This is a genomic window from Chryseobacterium amylolyticum (assembly GCF_051011775.1).
Lineage (GTDB): Bacteria > Bacteroidota > Bacteroidia > Flavobacteriales > Weeksellaceae > Chryseobacterium.
This window is the reverse complement of sequence record NZ_JBPCHX010000001.1, coordinates 810,011-826,609: the sequence shown is the minus strand read 5'-3', so window position 1 is coordinate 826,609 and position 16,599 is coordinate 810,011. Positions and strand designations below refer to the sequence as shown.

Sequence of the window (16,599 nt, the reverse complement as noted above, 5' to 3'; positions counted from 1 at the left end):
TTTCCACGGAAATTTCTTTTTTCATATTTTTAAGCATACTAATAACTGATGAAAAAGAATTATTTGCTGTTATTGCCGTTTACAATCACCCTATTACAGGCACAAAATTCACAACTCTATTACTCTGGAAAATTTTTGACAGCTAAAAATAAAGCGCAGAATTTTTTAAAGGTTTATAATAAAAACAGTGGTATTTATGAACTGACTGATGAAAAAGGACTGGCCATTATTGCAGCCAAACCTTATGATACGCTTGTCTGGAATCAGGGTAAGAGTACCCATGTTATTTCTACCTATGAACTCAGGGAATTGAAAGCTATTTTAGAAAATCAGACAGAAAAGAAAAGAGTAGAAAATGTTTACAGTAAAGATTATGACAGCCTCATTTCAAAGGAAACTAAAGATGATTTCAGTATTGAAAAAAATAAGAATCATTTAAGTAAAAGCTCACATTCTTATTTTGACCGGATAAGAAAATTAGAGCAAAAAAATGACAGCATTTACATCCTGAAAAAACTTAACCAGAGAACATTAATGTTGAATGGAAGTTTTACGACCTCTTTTGATATAAAAAACAGGAATGCTGTTCCGGCAGCTCAAACCGGATATGTGCAGGGAAGATCAGAAAACGGAAGCCTTGTTTGGAAAGGCCCTGAAACTAATGAGATGTTCAGTTTTGGACCTGATATTTCAACCCTGGGATTTAACGGATTACCTTATGAATACGATCAGAACGGAAAACTGATCCCATGGGTTGATGGGCTGCAGCGTGCAAAAAGATATGATAACAACCTTTTTAAAACAACGGTAGGATACAACAATCAGCTGAATGTAAATACTTTTATAAAAGAGGGATACAACGAAAAGATCCGGCTTTCAGTGAATCTGGGACAGCAGAAAAACCAGATGTATTTTATAGATCAGTTTGATATCGCCAACACTTTTAAAGCAAAGCTGAATACAGAACTGGGCGGATACTACATCAATCTTGCATTTAACTATGAAGAAGATAAAGCAACCAACACCAATAGAATAGGACTTTTCAACAGGGCATACCAGAATTCATTGCTGACTCCTGTCTCTTTTTCCAATGAACAAAATACTTTTCTGAATAACGGCTCACAAAGAAGTTACAGCAAATATGCAGACAATCCATCTTTCCTTTTTCAGCAGGACAGTAAGTACCATTATCAGAACCGTGAAAGGCAGTTCAGTCTTAATGCAGCAAAAAACTGGAATAATTTTAAACTGAATATCAGTCAGTCCTATGAAAGTAACAATATCAGAAATCTGGATCAGTATAAGCCTTCTGCTTACGGTTTCAGCAATGGCATACTGAATGAAAGGATTCAAAACAACAGTTCATATTATTCTAATTTACTGGGCTCTTATACTTTGGGCGGCTATGATTTTAAAAATACCTTCAGCCTGAATTTTATCTTAAATGATAAAAAATCTGATGTTTATAACAGCCAGGTCAATCGCAAATACTTCTACCAGAGAACTTCACAGGATCATATTTTTAATTATAATATGGAAGTCCATGATTATGATTTTGAAGCAGGTCTTAATCTTGGAAATTCATTTTATATATCCAATACTTCTCTTAAAAATAATTTTTGGCTTCCAAAAGCTAACTTTTATCTGAAGTTTAATGACATCTTCGATTGGAATAATCACAATTTCAAATTATTGGGAAGTTATACACGGTTAAGCTCCGAACCGGAAATGACCAGATCATACGCCACTTATGCAACTACATTACTGAATGCAGAAAATTATAATCAGTACTTTCCTGTGCAGGAAGTAGAAAGCTTCAAAGGTTTATCCAGTATCAATACCAAAGAATGGAAAGTGGGTGCCAGGCTGAACCTCGGATATTATATAAGTCTGGACGGCGAATATTTCAACAGGAAAAGCACTGGCGATATATTTCCTGTTTTCGAAAATAATCAGTTGAGGTTGAAAAATATAGCAGACCATACCTACAGCGGACACGAATTCAATTTTGCCTATGAACGGTTACGCATTGGATATGATATATATACCACTCATAAAGTTTCATTTTTTAAATATAAGGACATCGTAGATCGTATCTCACCCGGATATCAGAACATGGCCGTTTCCGGTTTTAAAGATATTTATAAAACATTGGTGGAAGGACAGGCTTTGGGAGTTGTCATGGGAAGTTATTTTGAGAGAAATGCAGCCGGACAGCTGATTATTGATGAGTCCGGATACCCGAAAAAAGCAGGAGGAATGAAAATTATTGCAGATCCAACACCGGATTTTGTGATAAAGTTCAATCATAGTCTGGCTTATAAAAACCTGTCTCTGGATATCAATTGGGAATGGAAAAAAGGGGGACAGGTCTGGAACGGAACACAGGCTGTTCTTGATTATTACGGGCGTTCTTATGAATCGGGAGAAGAAAGAAATATTAAGAATTATGTTTTTCAGGGGGTGCATTCCAATGGAAGTGTTAATCAGATACCTGTAGATTTTTATGACCCGGACCGGAATGTTCAGGAAAACAGATGGTCAAGGTATGGTTATCTTGGGGTAGCGGAAAATTATATTCAAAAAGCAGATTATATAAGAATCAGCAATATTTCGCTGTCATCTACTTTTCCTGTTAATTACGGGAAGCAAAATCTTAAACTGACCTTTTACGTAAATAATATAATGCTTTGGCAGGTCGGTAAAGGAGCAGATCCCAATCAGAATTTTTATGATATGGATAACGGAAGAGGGCTGGATTTTTTCAACCTTCCTTCCTTTAAAACCTTCGGATGTATTGTTTCATTTAAATTTTAACTCATGAATCTCAAGTTTATATCTACCTATATCATTCTGTTGGGCCTGTTATTATCAACCTTTCCTCTGAAAGCTCAGCAGTCTTTCCAGGATTTTGAAAAAGAAAAAACGTACATTCAGACCAACCATGTTTTTTATAAACCCGGTGAGGAAATGTATTTTAAAATATACGTGGTAAAAGGAACCAGCAATCTTCCGGTGGAAGAAAGCAGAGTGGTTAATTTTGAAATCATTGATCCGGCAGGAAGTGTTCTGAAAAAATTAAAATATGAAATTACCAATGGCTATGCACAGGGCTATTTCTACTTTTCTGAAGATATGAAAGGCGGAATCTACAAGATCAGGGCTTTTACCAACTGGATGCAGAATGAAGAAGGGAAAAACGCCTTTGAGAAAGAAATTACCCTTCAGAAAATCGTATCTCCAAGAATTCTGATGAAACTGGATTTTCCTAAAAAAGGATATGGACCTGGAGACGAGGTGACCGCCGATTTTTCAATGAGAAGTCTGAGTAACCTTCCTATCCCTTTTTATGAAGCCGGTTACACAGTAATGCACAACGGGGAAACTGTTTCCGAGGGAAAATTTATTACCGATAAAGAGGGGAAAAAACAATTGATCTTTAAACTTCCTGAGGTGTTGAAATCTTCTGACGCTCTTTTGAATGTTAAAGTCAGCTTTGATGGATTTACAGAATCTATTTCCAGAAATATTCCGGTTGTTTTGAACAATCTGGATGTGAAATTTCTACCTGAAGGCGGTACTTTTATCAATGGAATAGAACAAAACATTGCCTTTAAAATCCTTGATGAATTTGAAAAACCTGTGGATGCTGTGCTGGCTGTTTACAATCAGAATCATGAAAAAATAAAGGAAATATCAGCCTATCATTTCGGAATGGGAAGTTTCCGTTTTACTCCTGAAAAGGGGGGGAATTATTACGCAAAAGTAGTAAAGCCTGAAAATATTGCCCAAACTTTTAATTTTCCGTTGGCAAAGGATGAAGGATTGATTTTAAATATTAAAAATGAAAACAAAAAACTGATCTTTTCTCTCATTTCAACACAGGAAAAAACGATTACCCTGAAAGGAAGTTTCCGTGGAAAAGAAGTGTATTTCAAAGTTATTCCGTTGAAAAATGGAAACAACCCGCTGGAAATTCCTGAGAAAGACTTTCCGGCAGGAATCTGCAGATTTACCGTTCTTGAAAATAATATTCCTCTTGCAGAACGTATTGTTTTTACCAATAAAGAAAATCAGCTGAATATAAAGGTAAAGCCTGTAAAACAGCATTATCTGCCAAGAGAAAAAGTAGTTCTGGACATTGAAACCACGGATGACAATAATAAACCTGTTCCGGCTAATCTTGGGATAAGCGTAGTAGATGATAAGCTATGGACTTATGCTGATGACAAACAGAATCATATTGTTTCCTGGCTACTGATGGACTCTGAGCTGAAAGGAAAAATTGAAAAGCCACAGTTTTATTTCGATAAAAAAGAAGAAAAAGCGGATAAAAGTTTAGACCTTGTGATGCTGACAAACGGCTACCGTTATTTTGAACTCATCCCGGAAGTCCTAAAAACCAATAAATACAAATACCTTCCGGAGAAAAAAAATACAATCTATGGCGTAGTGGAAGACCAAAATAAAAACCCGGTGAAAGCTGATGTTTTTCTTTTGAATACCGACAACAAAAAAATTCTCAGACAAACTGTTGCAGAAAATGGGAAGTTCTATTTTTCAGATTTAAATGCAGATGATTCATATAAAATCATTGCTAAATCTTTTCAGCCTAAGCATCAGGTTAAAATCAGGATTTTGTCTTATAATCTGGACATTAATCCTTTAGTAAAACAAAAAATGTCTCATATAGATGTGGAAGAAATTGTAAAGGAAGCTGAAAAAAAAGAGGAAATAAAAACTGAGGGTAGAAATAATACCCAAACATTGAATAAATCCGGCCATTCAAGATCTGATACCATTCAGAATCAAAGAATTGAAGAGGTTGTTGTAGTAGGCTACAATATGAATAAAGAGAAAGCAGCGGTTGCTTCCACAACTATAGCCTCTTCTATGGAAATTCAGAATCCCAATGTAACTTCTTTATTGAATGGAAAAGTTGCAGGAATCGTTATAACACCTTCTACACAGCAGGGTGCAGGTGAACAGATCAATATCAGAGGGACAGCCTCTATTGCCAATAAGAATCCTTTATTCGTTGTAGATGGTGTTCCTGTAGAAAATTTCAATACCACCATCAATCCGAATGATATCAACAGTATAACCGTTCTCAAAGATGCTGCTGCCACTGCTATTTATGGAAGCAGGGCTGCAAATGGAGTCATCATTGTAAACTCCGGTAAAAACAGCAGTTCAAAGATCAGTTTTGATATCACTCCGGAATCTTATTTTGCCATACAGGCTGTCCCGTACGGAAAACTTATCTCATACGCTCCATCGAGGGCGTTTGCCTATCCTGAATATAAAACTACCAATACCCCGTACCGTTATGATTACAGGGAAACGCTTTACTGGAACCCGGTAGTGGAAACCGATAAAAACGGAAAGGCAAAAGTGGAATTTTATAACTCAGATGCTAATTCCACGTTTAGAATTATGACAGAAGGTATTGCTGCATCAGGGCTTGCAGGAAGGGATGAAACAGCCTATGCGGCGCAGAGCCTTATTTCAATAGATGCCAAAATTCCTCAGTATCTGACAAGAACCGATCAGATGATAATTCCTGTTGTCCTTAAAAATAATTCTTCAGAAACCAGAAAAATGACCATGGACGTTATTGTTCCCAACTATGTCAAATTAATGCATTCTGACAGCTTGATTACCTTAAAGCCATTAGAGTCCGGTAGATTATTTGTTAAAATACAGACTGATGAAATTGTGGATTCCCATATCCAGTTTAGCATAAGATCAGGAGATTTCAGGGAAACGATGATTCTGCCGTTTAAAGTAGAAGAAAAGGGATTTCCACATCAATTTTCCATTATCAATAATAGAACGGAAGATATAAAAATCAATATTCCGGAGTATATCAACGGAAGCCTGTTTTCCTCATATTATGTATTTGAAAATGCTGCTTTACAGATGTTTGATAATCTGGAGCAACTGAAGAAGGAGCCTTACGGATGCTTTGAACAGCTTTCCTCAACGGTGTATCCTAATATTTTTATCCTGGACTATTTAAAATCAGGCAATAAAATAAATCAGGCTACAGAGAATCTGGTGATTAAAAATATGAAAAAAGGATTTCAGAAAATGCTGAGCTATAAAAATAAAGACGGTGGTTTCGGATATTTCAGCAGTGAAGAATCAGATGTGGCAGTTTCAGCATTTGCCTTATTGGAATTTACAGATTTAAAGAAATATGTCAATCCGGATGCTAAGCTTATTCAGGGGCTGTCCTCATTTATTTTATCTAAAAAAACTGGAAACGGATTATTTGAAGTGAGAAAAGGCTATGAGCAAAAAAAGGAATATTCTGAGTATTTCTGGGCCAGAAATATGTATGTTGTATATGCTTTATCCAGACTGGGCTTTAAAAATGAGATTGAAGACTCTTTTAAAGTGATGATGAAAAAAGCCCTGGCTACAAAAGATTCCTATCAGCTGGCTTTGCTGGCCAATGCTGCTGCTCATCTCGGAAAACAGAAAGAATATGATGATCTGATGAAAATTCTGGACCAGCAGTATGAAACAAAGAATGTAAAATGCGGAATCACCTTTACAGGCTCATGGTGGGGAAGGTCTGCCGAAGCGGAAACGCTTTCCTTATACATCATGGCACTTCAGAAAGAGGGAAACCTTAATCAGTTGAAAATTGCAGAGGCTGCAGATCAGCTTATTAATTTCAATGGATATTACGGGTTTGGCTCTACTCAGGCAACGACATTAGCCGTGCAGGCGCTGTCAGATTTTTTGTCTGAAAATGAGAAATTATACGGAACAGAAAAGCCGGTAATAAAGATTAATCAGGCACAAGCTTCAACGGTGATGAGTCTTTCTTCAGCATTTAAATCCGGAGAAAATACAATTAGTGTTCATTATCCAACGCAAAAAGGACTTCCTTATAAACTGGAATATCAGTATCATACCCTTCAGGCTCCGGAAAGCAAAGATATTCCTGTTATTATGGAGACAAAACTAAAATCAGGACTATCAAAAGTTGGAGAGACCAACAGACTGACTGTCACCGTTAAGAATAAAATAAACGGCCAGCTGCCAATGACCATAGCGAAGATCGGTATCCCTGCAGGACTGACATTACAAAATGCCTTGCTGAAAGACCTGATTGATAAAAAACAGATTTCCTATTATGAGATCTTTGATAATTACCTGGTGCTGTACTGGGAACATTTTAAAGCAGAGGAAACAAAAACCATCAATCTTGATCTGAAAGTAGAATTTGCAGGAACATATACAGGAAAATCAAGCAATGTGTATCTGTATTATATGCCGGAAGCAAAATACTGGAACCAGGGAATTACTGCCAGCATTGAACCTTAATTTGTAACAAGCTAAAACAGGCGTCCGCAGGAATGTCTGTTTTATTTTAAAATTAATTTTCAAAAATTATTGAAAATTCAAAAAATATAATTACATTTGTTACAGGAATTTAAAAAACAGAACAAATGCAGCTTTCAGAAGCCAAAGAAAAATACATTCAAACCTGGGGGACCTTTGCTACCAATTGGGGAATTAACCGTACAATGGCACAGGTGCATGCCTTGCTTCTGGCCAGTGGAAAACCACTTTCTACCGATGAGGTAATGGAACAGCTGGAGATTTCAAGGGGAAATGCCAATATGAACCTTCGCGGCCTGATCGATTGGGGAATTGTGAAAAAGGAGCTGATAAAAGGAGACAGAAAAGAATATTTCGTGGCAGAAAAAGATGTCTGGTACCTGTTCAAACAGATTACCAAAGAGCGCAGAAAAAGGGAAATAGAACCTGTCATTTCTTTTCTTGAAGAATTAAAGAATATTGAAGATAAAGATTCGGAAGAAGCTCAGGAATTTATCAAGCTGATGAATGACTTCAGTTCGGTAACCGGAAAAATCAACAATATTATGGATCTGGCCATCAAAAGTGATGATCACTGGCTGGTAGGAAAGATTACCAATCTGTTGAAATAGAGAATAGAAAGAGGATGAAAATCCTTTTTTATTTCAAATTTGTTTTCAAAAATTACTGAAAATACAAAACTTATAATATCATGAAGAATTTTTTTAAACGTTATCTCTATTTAAGTCTCTTTCTGACTGTTGTTTTAATTGTTGCAGTCTGGTTTTTTCTCATTGCCAAAGGTGAATATGGAGTGACAATGTTCCTCACTATTCCGGTTTCCATTGGATTTATTATCGGATATGTAAAGTATTTTAAAAATATCGGATTAATGAACGTTCTGAAGGCCATTTTGAAAATAGTCTTAGGATTAGTTATTTTCTCTCTGATTTTGATAGGAGCTGGCGTAGAAGGAGCTATTTGTATTATTATGGCTATTCCATTTATTGGCTTTGCTATGTTAGCAGGCTTTATTATTGGTTTTAGCATTGGGGTTCTTGATGAAAAACGGCATACTGCAAGTGTCATAGTATTTATTCTTTTTATCAATCCCGCATCTTATATTTTTGATACCTATACAAAACCTATTGAGGAAACTATTACGACAGAAATGATTGTGAATTCTTCCAATGAAAAAGTATGGAAACGTTTAAACACACAAATTAATTTCAATAAGCCTGATTTTATACTGTTTGAAAAAGGAGTCAGTTACCCAAAGAATATAAAGCTCGTTAAAGAAAACGGAAAATTGGGCTACAGCTGTCAGACCAATAATGATGAAATACAACTTAATATCAATGAATTCATAGAAAATAAAAAAGTAAAATTCTCTCTGGAAAGTCAGACTGTTCCGATGAAAGAAATAACACCTTATGAAGATATTGATGCCAAACATTTGCATGATTATTTTATCGTGAAGTATGGCGAGATTAGTTTAGATAAACTGTCAGAAAATAAAACAAAGATAGTTGCAAAAACAAAATACAGTTACAAAATTGCACCTATCTGGTATTGGAAAAAATGGTCCGGCTATATCATTGATAAAATGCAAAGCCATGTATTGCAATCTATAAAAACACAATCTGAAAATGAATGATCTGCAACAATACTTTGACCGCATACAGCCCAGATACTATATTAATGAAATAGCATCCCTGGGTTTTACCAGACTGTTCAGGAAAATGGCCGTTCAAAAGGTTAAAAGCTATAAAAACAAAAGAGTTCTTGACCTGATGAGTGGCCAGGGTGAAAACCTGAAATTTCTTCGGGAACCTAATGAGAATACAGAGATTATAACCCTGGATTTTTCTACAGCAATGAATCTTAAGCTATTCTCAACATTTAAGGAGAAATTATTCATAAGACAGATTGGGGATGACTTTTTTGAAACTGAAATTCCAGACAATTCGATAGACATTATTCTTTGCTCTTACGGAACAAAAACAATAGGAGAAGATCAAAAACTTGTTTTTGCAGACAGGCTATCAAGAATTGTTGATGAGAAAGGTGAAATCATTATCGTAGAATTTGTAAAGCCTAAAACAGCCTGGAGATTCACTTGTGTTAAATGGTATATCGAAATTATTGTTGCAAAGTTTTTCGGAAGTGAGTTTGGAAAATTATTTCATTATATCCATAAAAATGAAAGTCTGCAAGACTTAAAAAATCAATTTGTTATCAACCAGCTTTCAGTAGTTTCTCACAAGAGATATTTAGATCTGGTGGAAATACTGCATGTCAAAAGAAACTAGTTGTATTAATACTGATTTCAAAAATTACTGAAAATTTTAAATTAAAAAATGAATATGAAAAATCTAATCATTCACCTGTTCCTGGTTATTTATTTCACAAGAAAAGGATCATTATAAAGGATAGTAAAAATCTAACAATCGTAAAACCATTTGAAATGTCAACCATCTATTTAAACACTGTAATCAACGCAGATATTCATTATGTTTTTGATCTGGCTAGAAATATAGACCTGCATCAGCAGTCAACCTCAAAATCCCATGAAAAAGCAATTGCAGGCCGTACCTCAGGATTGATTGAAGAAAATGAAACCGTTACCTGGAGGGCAAAACATCTGGGCGTTTATCAAAATCTCACTACAAAAATTGTCAGTATGGAAAAACCGTTTCAGTTCATTGATGTCATGCAGAAAGGTGCTTTCAGGTCTATGCGGCACCGGCATATTTTTAAAGCTGTAAACGGGAAAACGCTGATGACAGATATTTTTGAATTTGAATCTCCATTAGGTATCATTGGGAAATTATTCAATATCATTTTTCTCAGAGGTTATCTCAAAAAATTCCTGATTCAGAGAAATGAAATGATCAAAACTATCGCAGAATCTTCTATCCGCGACGGAATTGCAGTTTTTTAATTCCAATCTGTATAAAATAAGACTGCAAAAGTTTTTAAACACTTAAGTAAGCTTAAGAAGATATTCTTGCGTTAAATAAAGTTCACGTAAGTTTTGAAAAATCTTTGATTTTTATAATTGTACAACACTAGCCGTACACATCTGTGAAATCTGCGAAAATGTGTGAAAAACTAACCACAAAAGTCACAAAAGCTTTAAACTCTTAAGTAAATAACATCTCCGAATTTTATAAGTGTGTGACATTAACCGTAAAATCTGTGAAATTCACGATGAAACCTTAAACCTTATCCCAAACCTTAAATTTTAAAACAATGAAAATAATCATAGCCGGCGGCAGCGGATTTCTCGGTGAAAATTTAGAAAAATACTTTGCAGAAAAAGGTTATCAGGTATATATTCTGACCCGTAATCCAAAACGTAACAATGAAATCTATTGGGATGCCCGAACCATAGGAGAATGGAAAAACAGCCTTGAAAAAGCAGATGTTCTGGTCAATCTTACAGGAAAGTCTGTGGATTGCCGGTATCACGAAAAAAATAAACATGAAATCTACTCCTCAAGAATTGACAGTACAAGAATATTACAGAAAGCAGTAGATCAATGTTCTGAAAAGCCAAAAATATGGTTGAATGCAAGTTCTGCAACCATTTATGTTCATTCCGAAAAGCATCTGAACACGGAAGAAAACGGCGTTATCGGGGATGATTTTTCAATGAATATCTGTAAAAGCTGGGAAAAGGAATTTTTCAGTGTCAAAAATAGCGAAATACGAAAAGTAGCCCTGAGAACTTCTATTGTTCTTGGAAACAACGGAGGAGCTTTTCCCAAACTGAAAATGATTACAAAGCTCGGATTAGGGGGAAAACAGGGCAGAGGAAATCAAATGGTAAGCTGGATTCATATTGAAGATTTCTGTAAAGCCGTAAACTGGATTATTCAACATGAAAATATTTCAGGAGCTGTCAATATCACTGCTCCGGCTCCATTATCGAATGAAGTCATGATGAAAAAACTGAGGAAAGAACTGAAAATACCTTTTGGATTCAACGCTCCCGTCTGGCAGCTGGAAATTGCGTCCATATTCCTGAAAACAGAAACCGAACTGCTGTTGAAAAGCAGAAATGTTTACCCGGAAAGACTCATACAAAGCGGATTTCAGTTTTCCTATCCCGGATTTGAAGAAGCTATTATTAATCTTCTGTAATCCTAATGTTTGCGGGTGTCCCAAAGGATAATTAAATTAGCGGAAAACTATTCCATATGCTGGTTATTCCCAAAATAAAACCTTTTTTTCTTTCATCCTTTTTAATAAGCTCAATAGTATTTTCACAAGCCCATAATGTATCCGAAGGATATCAGAAACCCACAGATCCGTTGGTTATCCAGAACCTGGACCAATGGCAGGATATGAAATTCGGGCTGTTTATGCATTGGGGAACCTACAGCCAGTGGGGAATTGTTGAAAGCTGGAGTCTATGTCCGGAAGACGAATCATGGACGCAGCGAAAATCTGAACACGGGAAATCTTACTACGAATATGTAAAAAATTATGAAAATCTTCAAACGACTTTCAATCCTGTTCAGTTTAATCCTCAAAAATGGGCTGATGCTGTAAAAAAAGCAGGAATGAAATACGTAGTTTTTACGACCAAACATCACGACGGTTTTGCCATGTTTGATACCCGGCAGTCGGATTATAAAATTACCTCTCCTAAAACCCCATTTTCAAAAAATCCAAAATCGGATGTGACGAAAGAAATCTTCAACACATTCCGGAAAGAAGGATTTAAAATAGGGGCCTATTTCTCAAAGCCTGACTGGCATTCTGATGATTACTGGTGGTCTTATTTTCCGCCAAAAGACAGAAATGTCAATTATGACCCGAAGAAATACCCGGAAAGATGGGAAAGCTTTAAAAAATTTACTTTCAATCAGTTAAATGAAATTACTTCCCATTATGGAAAAGTTGATATTCTTTGGCTTGATGGAGGCTGGGTGCGCCCTTTTAACACCATAGATCCTAAAGTAGAATGGCAGCGTACCATCAAAGTAGAACAGGATATTGATATGGACAAAATAGGAGCCATGGCGAGAAAAAATCAACCCGGAATTATCATTGTTGATCGTACCGTTCCCGGCAAATGGGAAAACTATGTGACTCCCGAGCAGGCAGTTCCGGAACACGTACTTTCCATTCCATGGGAAAGCTGTATCACTATGGGAGATTCCTTTTCCTACGTTCCCAATGATAATTATAAAACCTCTCAGAAGATCATTGAAACCCTGGTGAAGATCATTTCAAGAGGAGGGAATTACCTGATGAACATTGCTCCCGGGCCTAACGGAGATTATGATGCTATTGTTTATGAAAGATTACAGCAGATATCCGGCTGGATGGATAAGAATGGATCAGCTGTTTTTGCGACCAGAAGCATTGCACCTTATCACGAAGGAAATTACTATTATACCCAAAGCAAAGACCATCACACGGTAAATGTCTTTCATCTTGATGAAAAATCCGAATATCAGGCTCCGGCAATACTTACTTTTACTATTCCGGAAAACTTTAAGCCCCAATCTTTAAAGGTCCTGGGAATTTCATCAAAAATTCAGTGGAAAAAAGCAGGAGCAGACACCATTGAAATCAAATTACCTGAAGAAAGGAAGAATCTGAAATATGCAACCGTAATTCAAATTGCACAATAATGAAAGTCCTTAGCGTTAAACTTACGGGAATTGCTTTATTGCTGAATGTTGTCATTGTTTCTGCTCAGAAACCTTTATATAAAGATTCCAGACAACCCATTGAAGCCAGGGTGCAGGATTTGCTGAAGAGAATGACACCTGAAGAAAAGTTCTGGCAGTGTTTCATGATTCCCGGGGATTTGGATAATGTTCCTAAAGAACAATATGCTCACGGGATTTTTGGATTACAGGTGAGTGCCGGAAACCAGGGAGGCGGGGCAGCCGGTCAGCTGCTGACATACAATGCCAATGAAGATGCCGAGAGACTGGCAAAGAAAATCAATGCGATTCAGAAATACTTCGTGGAAGAATCAAGACTGGGAATCCCGGTTATTCCTTTTGATGAAGCATTACATGGGTTGGTAAGGGAAGGTGCCACAGCTTTTCCACAGGCAATTGGTCTGGCCGCCACTTTCAACCCGGAATTGATGAGTAAAGTTTCAGCAGCTATTGCAAAAGAATCAAAATTAAGGGGAATCCGCCAGATTCTGACACCGGTAATCAACCTTGCTAACGATGTACGATGGGGCAGGACAGAGGAAACCTATGGTGAAGATCCTTTTTTAACATCGGTGATGGGAGTAAACTTCGTCAGCTCTTTTGAAAATATGGGAATTATTACCACGCCCAAGCACTTTTTGGCCAATGTAGGAGAAGGAGGAAGAGATTCATATCCTGTCCATTGGAGCAAAAGATACCTGGAGGAAACCCATTTGATCCCTTTTCATAATGTTTTTACAAAAGGGAAAAGCCGCTCTGTCATGACTTCCTATAATCTGCTTGACGGAAGGCCTTCAACGGCCAATCACTGGCTTCTGACAGAAAAACTGAAAAAAGACTGGAATTTCAAAGGCTTTGTGATCAGTGATGCAAGTGCCGTGGGAGGAGCAAACGTCCTGCATTTTACAGCTAAAGATTATGACGATGCCTCTGCACAGGCAATTAATGCCGGACTTGACGTGATCTTTCAGACAGAATATAAACATTACAAGCTTTTTATTCCTCCGTTTCTGGATGGCAGAATCTCAAAAGAAAGAATAGACGATACCGTTTCAAGAGTGCTGAGAGCCAAGTTTGAGCTTGGCTTGTTTGAAAACCCTTATGTTTCATCTGAAGAAATTGAAGAATTAAAGAAGCTTAATCACAAACCTTTGGCTGAAAAAGCAGCCACTGAGTCTTTTGTATTGCTTCAGAACAATAACCATACACTTCCTGTTCCTGAAAATATTAAAAAGATTCTGGTAGTGGGAACTGATGCTGTGGAGGGTAGACTAGGCGGATATTCAGGGCCGGGAAATAAAAAAGTAAATATTCTTGACGGTCTTAAAAATTATACAAAAGATAAAGATATTGAAATCATATACTCCAGAGGAATTGACTGGGATGTAAAAGATTTTGCCCTAGTTTCTGATCAATATTTATCATCTGAAAACAAAAAAGGATTAAAAGGAATATATTTTTCCAATACGGATTTAAAAGGTGAGCCTGCTTTTGAAAAACAGGACGAACACTTCAGTTTCAAATGGACCTTATATTCTCCCGATCCTGAAAAACTTCAACCTGATCATTACAGCATCCGCTGGACCGGAAAACTAGAGGCTCCGGATTCCGGGAAATATCAGCTCGGCTTGCGTGGAAATGACGGTTTCAGGCTATATCTGGATGGAAAACTGGTTATTGATCAGTGGGAAAAACTGAGCTATTCCACAAAAACGGTCGGGGTAGATTTTGTAAAAGGGAAAAAATACGATATTACAATTGAGTTCCATGAAAACCGTGGTGAAGCCAATCTTGAACTGATCTGGAATTATGGGCAGCATGATGATCAGAAAGAATTTAAAGATGCATTACATCTTGCTCAGAAAGCAGATTACATTATTGTTACAGCCGGAATTCATGAAGGTGAATTTCAGGACCGTTCATCACTGAGTCTGCCCGGAAATCAGGAAGCATTTATTCATGAACTTTCAAAATTAAATAAGCCAGCCACAGTACTTCTGGTAGGAGGATCAGCCATAAAAACAACAGCATGGAAAGATAAGGTTGGAGCCATCCTGGATATCTGGTATCCGGGAGAAGAAGGTGGAAATGCTGTTGCAAAAACACTCTTCGGAGCTGAAAATCCTTCCGGGAAATTACCGTTTACCTTCCCGGTGGAAGAAGGGCAGCTGCCTTTGTCATACAATCACCACCCAACGGGAAGAGGAAACGATTATTATGATCTGAGTGGTGAGCCGTTATATCCTTTTGGGTTCGGGCTAAGCTATACCACTTTTGAAATCTCTGATTTGCAGTTGAACAAAAGCCAGTATTTGGAAAATGAAACAATAATTGCTAAAGTAAATGTGAGAAACATAGGACCAAAAGCCGGAAGTGAAGTTGTTCAGCTTTATGTCAAAGACCTGTTGGCAAGTGTTTCAAGGCCGGTTATTGAGCTAAAAGGATTTCAGAAAATAGAATTACAGCCGGGAGAATCAAAATCCGTCACCATTGAAGTTCCTGTGAAGCAGCTACAGTTTCTGAATGAAAAGATGGAATGGATAGTAGAAAAAGGCACCTACAGAATTATGGTGGGAAATTCATCAAAGAACCTTCCTTTAAAAGAAAATATTGAAGTTTTATAACAATAAAAAAGAGCAGGAATTTCTGCTCTTTTTGTATATATTCCGAATTTGTCTAGTATTTTCTGGCCAGTAAAACGTTCAGTAAGAATGTTCCTGCCCAGTTACTGTTATTGGTAGTGGCCCCATTCGTACCGATAAAGTCTACACGGGCAACAGATACGGTAAGCCTGGTTTTACCACCTGTACCATTATTGGCCAGACTTACAAAAGATGCTGTAAATACATCCGGGAAACTTGAGTTATTTCCTGCAGTAAGAATAGGATACATATTGGTAACATTGAAAGGAGTACCCTGATATTCATAAACAAGGGTCATTCTGCTGGCATTGGAGTAGGAAGCAGTTTGAGCTCTGTCTACAGATGTTTTACTCACGATCCACCATCTGTCTGTTGCAGCACCTGAATCATAGGCTGCATTAGCATGATTGGTCCAGTCTGCAAGAGCTGCTGTTCCGAGTGCATGAGGAGGAATAAAGAGCTGTGTGCCGTAAATTTCCACGTTGCTTGGCTTGGGAAGAACCGTAAAAGATAAATCCCATGTTCCCCCTGAAGTATTACTGTTGTTCACCACTTCAGCATAAGCTCCGGTAGGGATTACAAAAGAAGCGACAGGAGTGTTGTCAATCCTTAATGTATTACCGTTTGATGCCTGAAGCGTAATATTATTAGGCGAAATGTTTTTGATCTTATAAATCCTTCCTGTAAAACTCGTTGTACCAGTTCCGATGACGGGGAGTGTAAAAGTGGCATCAGCTGTTCCGTTATAAGTAATGTAATGATCAGTAGCCAGAATAGAATAGGTTGTGGCAGTGATCTGAGTATAGCCGGCCCTTAATGAACCATTTACGGCCAGTGTACTGTTGGGAGTAGTGGTATTAATACCTACTTGTGCAGTTAAGGGAATTGCTGCAAATAAAAGAATCGAGATATATTTTTTCATGTCTTGG

General features: G+C 37.1%; 10 protein-coding genes. 9 read left to right on the top strand and 1 reads right to left on the bottom strand.

The annotated features are described in order from the left end of the window. The first annotated feature begins 48 nt into the window (after window positions 1–48). The 9 genes from ACR1PO_RS03610 to ACR1PO_RS03570 all read left to right on the top strand — a co-directional run bounded on the left by ACR1PO_RS03610 (window position 49) and on the right by ACR1PO_RS03570 (window position 15,652). Window positions 49–2,817 (top strand): SusC/RagA family TonB-linked outer membrane protein, encoded by a 2,769-nt coding sequence (locus ACR1PO_RS03610; RefSeq protein ID WP_433985872.1) that lies wholly within the window; start codon window positions 49–51, stop codon window positions 2,815–2,817. A 3-nt stretch (window positions 2,818–2,820) separates the two neighbouring features. Then, entirely contained in the window at window positions 2,821–7,341 is a 4,521-nt protein-coding gene (locus ACR1PO_RS03605) for a TonB-dependent receptor plug domain-containing protein (RefSeq protein WP_433985871.1), read from the top strand. 125 nt (window positions 7,342–7,466) lie between these two features. Continuing rightward, window positions 7,467–7,970 (top strand): GbsR/MarR family transcriptional regulator, encoded by a 504-nt coding sequence (locus ACR1PO_RS03600; RefSeq protein WP_332387703.1) that lies wholly within the window; start codon window positions 7,467–7,469, stop codon window positions 7,968–7,970. Window positions 7,971–8,050: 80 nt separating this feature from the next. Next, window positions 8,051–8,995 (top strand): hypothetical protein, encoded by a 945-nt coding sequence (locus tag ACR1PO_RS03595; protein WP_332387702.1) that lies wholly within the window; start codon window positions 8,051–8,053, stop codon window positions 8,993–8,995. Then, a complete protein-coding gene (locus ACR1PO_RS03590; RefSeq protein ID WP_332387701.1) occupies window positions 8,988–9,650 on the top strand; it encodes a class I SAM-dependent methyltransferase in 663 nt (220 codons plus the stop codon). Before ACR1PO_RS03595 ends, ACR1PO_RS03590 begins: the two co-directional genes overlap by 8 nt. A gap of 155 nt (window positions 9,651–9,805) precedes the next feature. Further along, the gene (locus tag ACR1PO_RS03585) at window positions 9,806–10,282 is read left to right on the top strand and encodes an SRPBCC family protein (RefSeq protein ID WP_332387700.1); all 477 of its coding nucleotides are present in this window, start codon (window positions 9,806–9,808) and stop codon (window positions 10,280–10,282) included. A 311-nt stretch (window positions 10,283–10,593) separates the two neighbouring features. After that, a complete protein-coding gene (locus ACR1PO_RS03580; protein WP_433985870.1) occupies window positions 10,594–11,487 on the top strand; it encodes a TIGR01777 family oxidoreductase in 894 nt (297 codons plus the stop codon). A 56-nt stretch (window positions 11,488–11,543) separates the two neighbouring features. Beyond that, window positions 11,544–12,989, top strand: coding sequence for an alpha-L-fucosidase (locus ACR1PO_RS03575; protein ID WP_433985869.1), 1,446 nt, complete (start codon window positions 11,544–11,546; stop codon window positions 12,987–12,989). Then, window positions 12,989–15,652 (top strand): glycoside hydrolase family 3 N-terminal domain-containing protein, encoded by a 2,664-nt coding sequence (locus tag ACR1PO_RS03570; RefSeq protein ID WP_433985868.1) that lies wholly within the window; start codon window positions 12,989–12,991, stop codon window positions 15,650–15,652. Before ACR1PO_RS03575 ends, ACR1PO_RS03570 begins: the two co-directional genes overlap by 1 nt. Window positions 15,653–15,704: 52 nt before the next feature. Here ACR1PO_RS03570 and ACR1PO_RS03565 read toward each other — a convergent pair whose 3' ends face one another. Then, entirely contained in the window at window positions 15,705–16,592 is an 888-nt protein-coding gene (locus tag ACR1PO_RS03565; RefSeq protein ID WP_332387693.1) for a hypothetical protein, read from the bottom strand. Between the last annotated feature and the right edge of the window lie 7 nt (window positions 16,593–16,599).

What these genes read in the sequence shown, in the direction of transcription:
- ACR1PO_RS03570 (WP_433985868.1), top strand. Translation starts at nt 12,989, where the DNA reads ATGAAAGTCCTTAGCGTTAAACTTACGGGAATTGCTTTATTGCTGAAT.
- ACR1PO_RS03565 (WP_332387693.1), bottom strand. Translation starts at nt 16,592, where the DNA reads ATGAAAAAATATATCTCGATTCTTTTATTTGCAGCAATTCCCTTAACT.
- ACR1PO_RS03590 (WP_332387701.1), top strand. Translation starts at nt 8,988, where the DNA reads ATGAATGATCTGCAACAATACTTTGACCGCATACAGCCCAGATACTAT.
- ACR1PO_RS03605 (WP_433985871.1), top strand. Translation starts at nt 2,821, where the DNA reads ATGAATCTCAAGTTTATATCTACCTATATCATTCTGTTGGGCCTGTTA.
- ACR1PO_RS03610 (WP_433985872.1), top strand. Translation starts at nt 49, where the DNA reads ATGAAAAAGAATTATTTGCTGTTATTGCCGTTTACAATCACCCTATTA.
- ACR1PO_RS03585 (WP_332387700.1), top strand. Translation starts at nt 9,806, where the DNA reads ATGTCAACCATCTATTTAAACACTGTAATCAACGCAGATATTCATTAT.
- ACR1PO_RS03580 (WP_433985870.1), top strand. Translation starts at nt 10,594, where the DNA reads ATGAAAATAATCATAGCCGGCGGCAGCGGATTTCTCGGTGAAAATTTA.
- ACR1PO_RS03595 (WP_332387702.1), top strand. Translation starts at nt 8,051, where the DNA reads ATGAAGAATTTTTTTAAACGTTATCTCTATTTAAGTCTCTTTCTGACT.
- ACR1PO_RS03575 (WP_433985869.1), top strand. Translation starts at nt 11,544, where the DNA reads ATGCTGGTTATTCCCAAAATAAAACCTTTTTTTCTTTCATCCTTTTTA.
- ACR1PO_RS03600 (WP_332387703.1), top strand. Translation starts at nt 7,467, where the DNA reads ATGCAGCTTTCAGAAGCCAAAGAAAAATACATTCAAACCTGGGGGACC.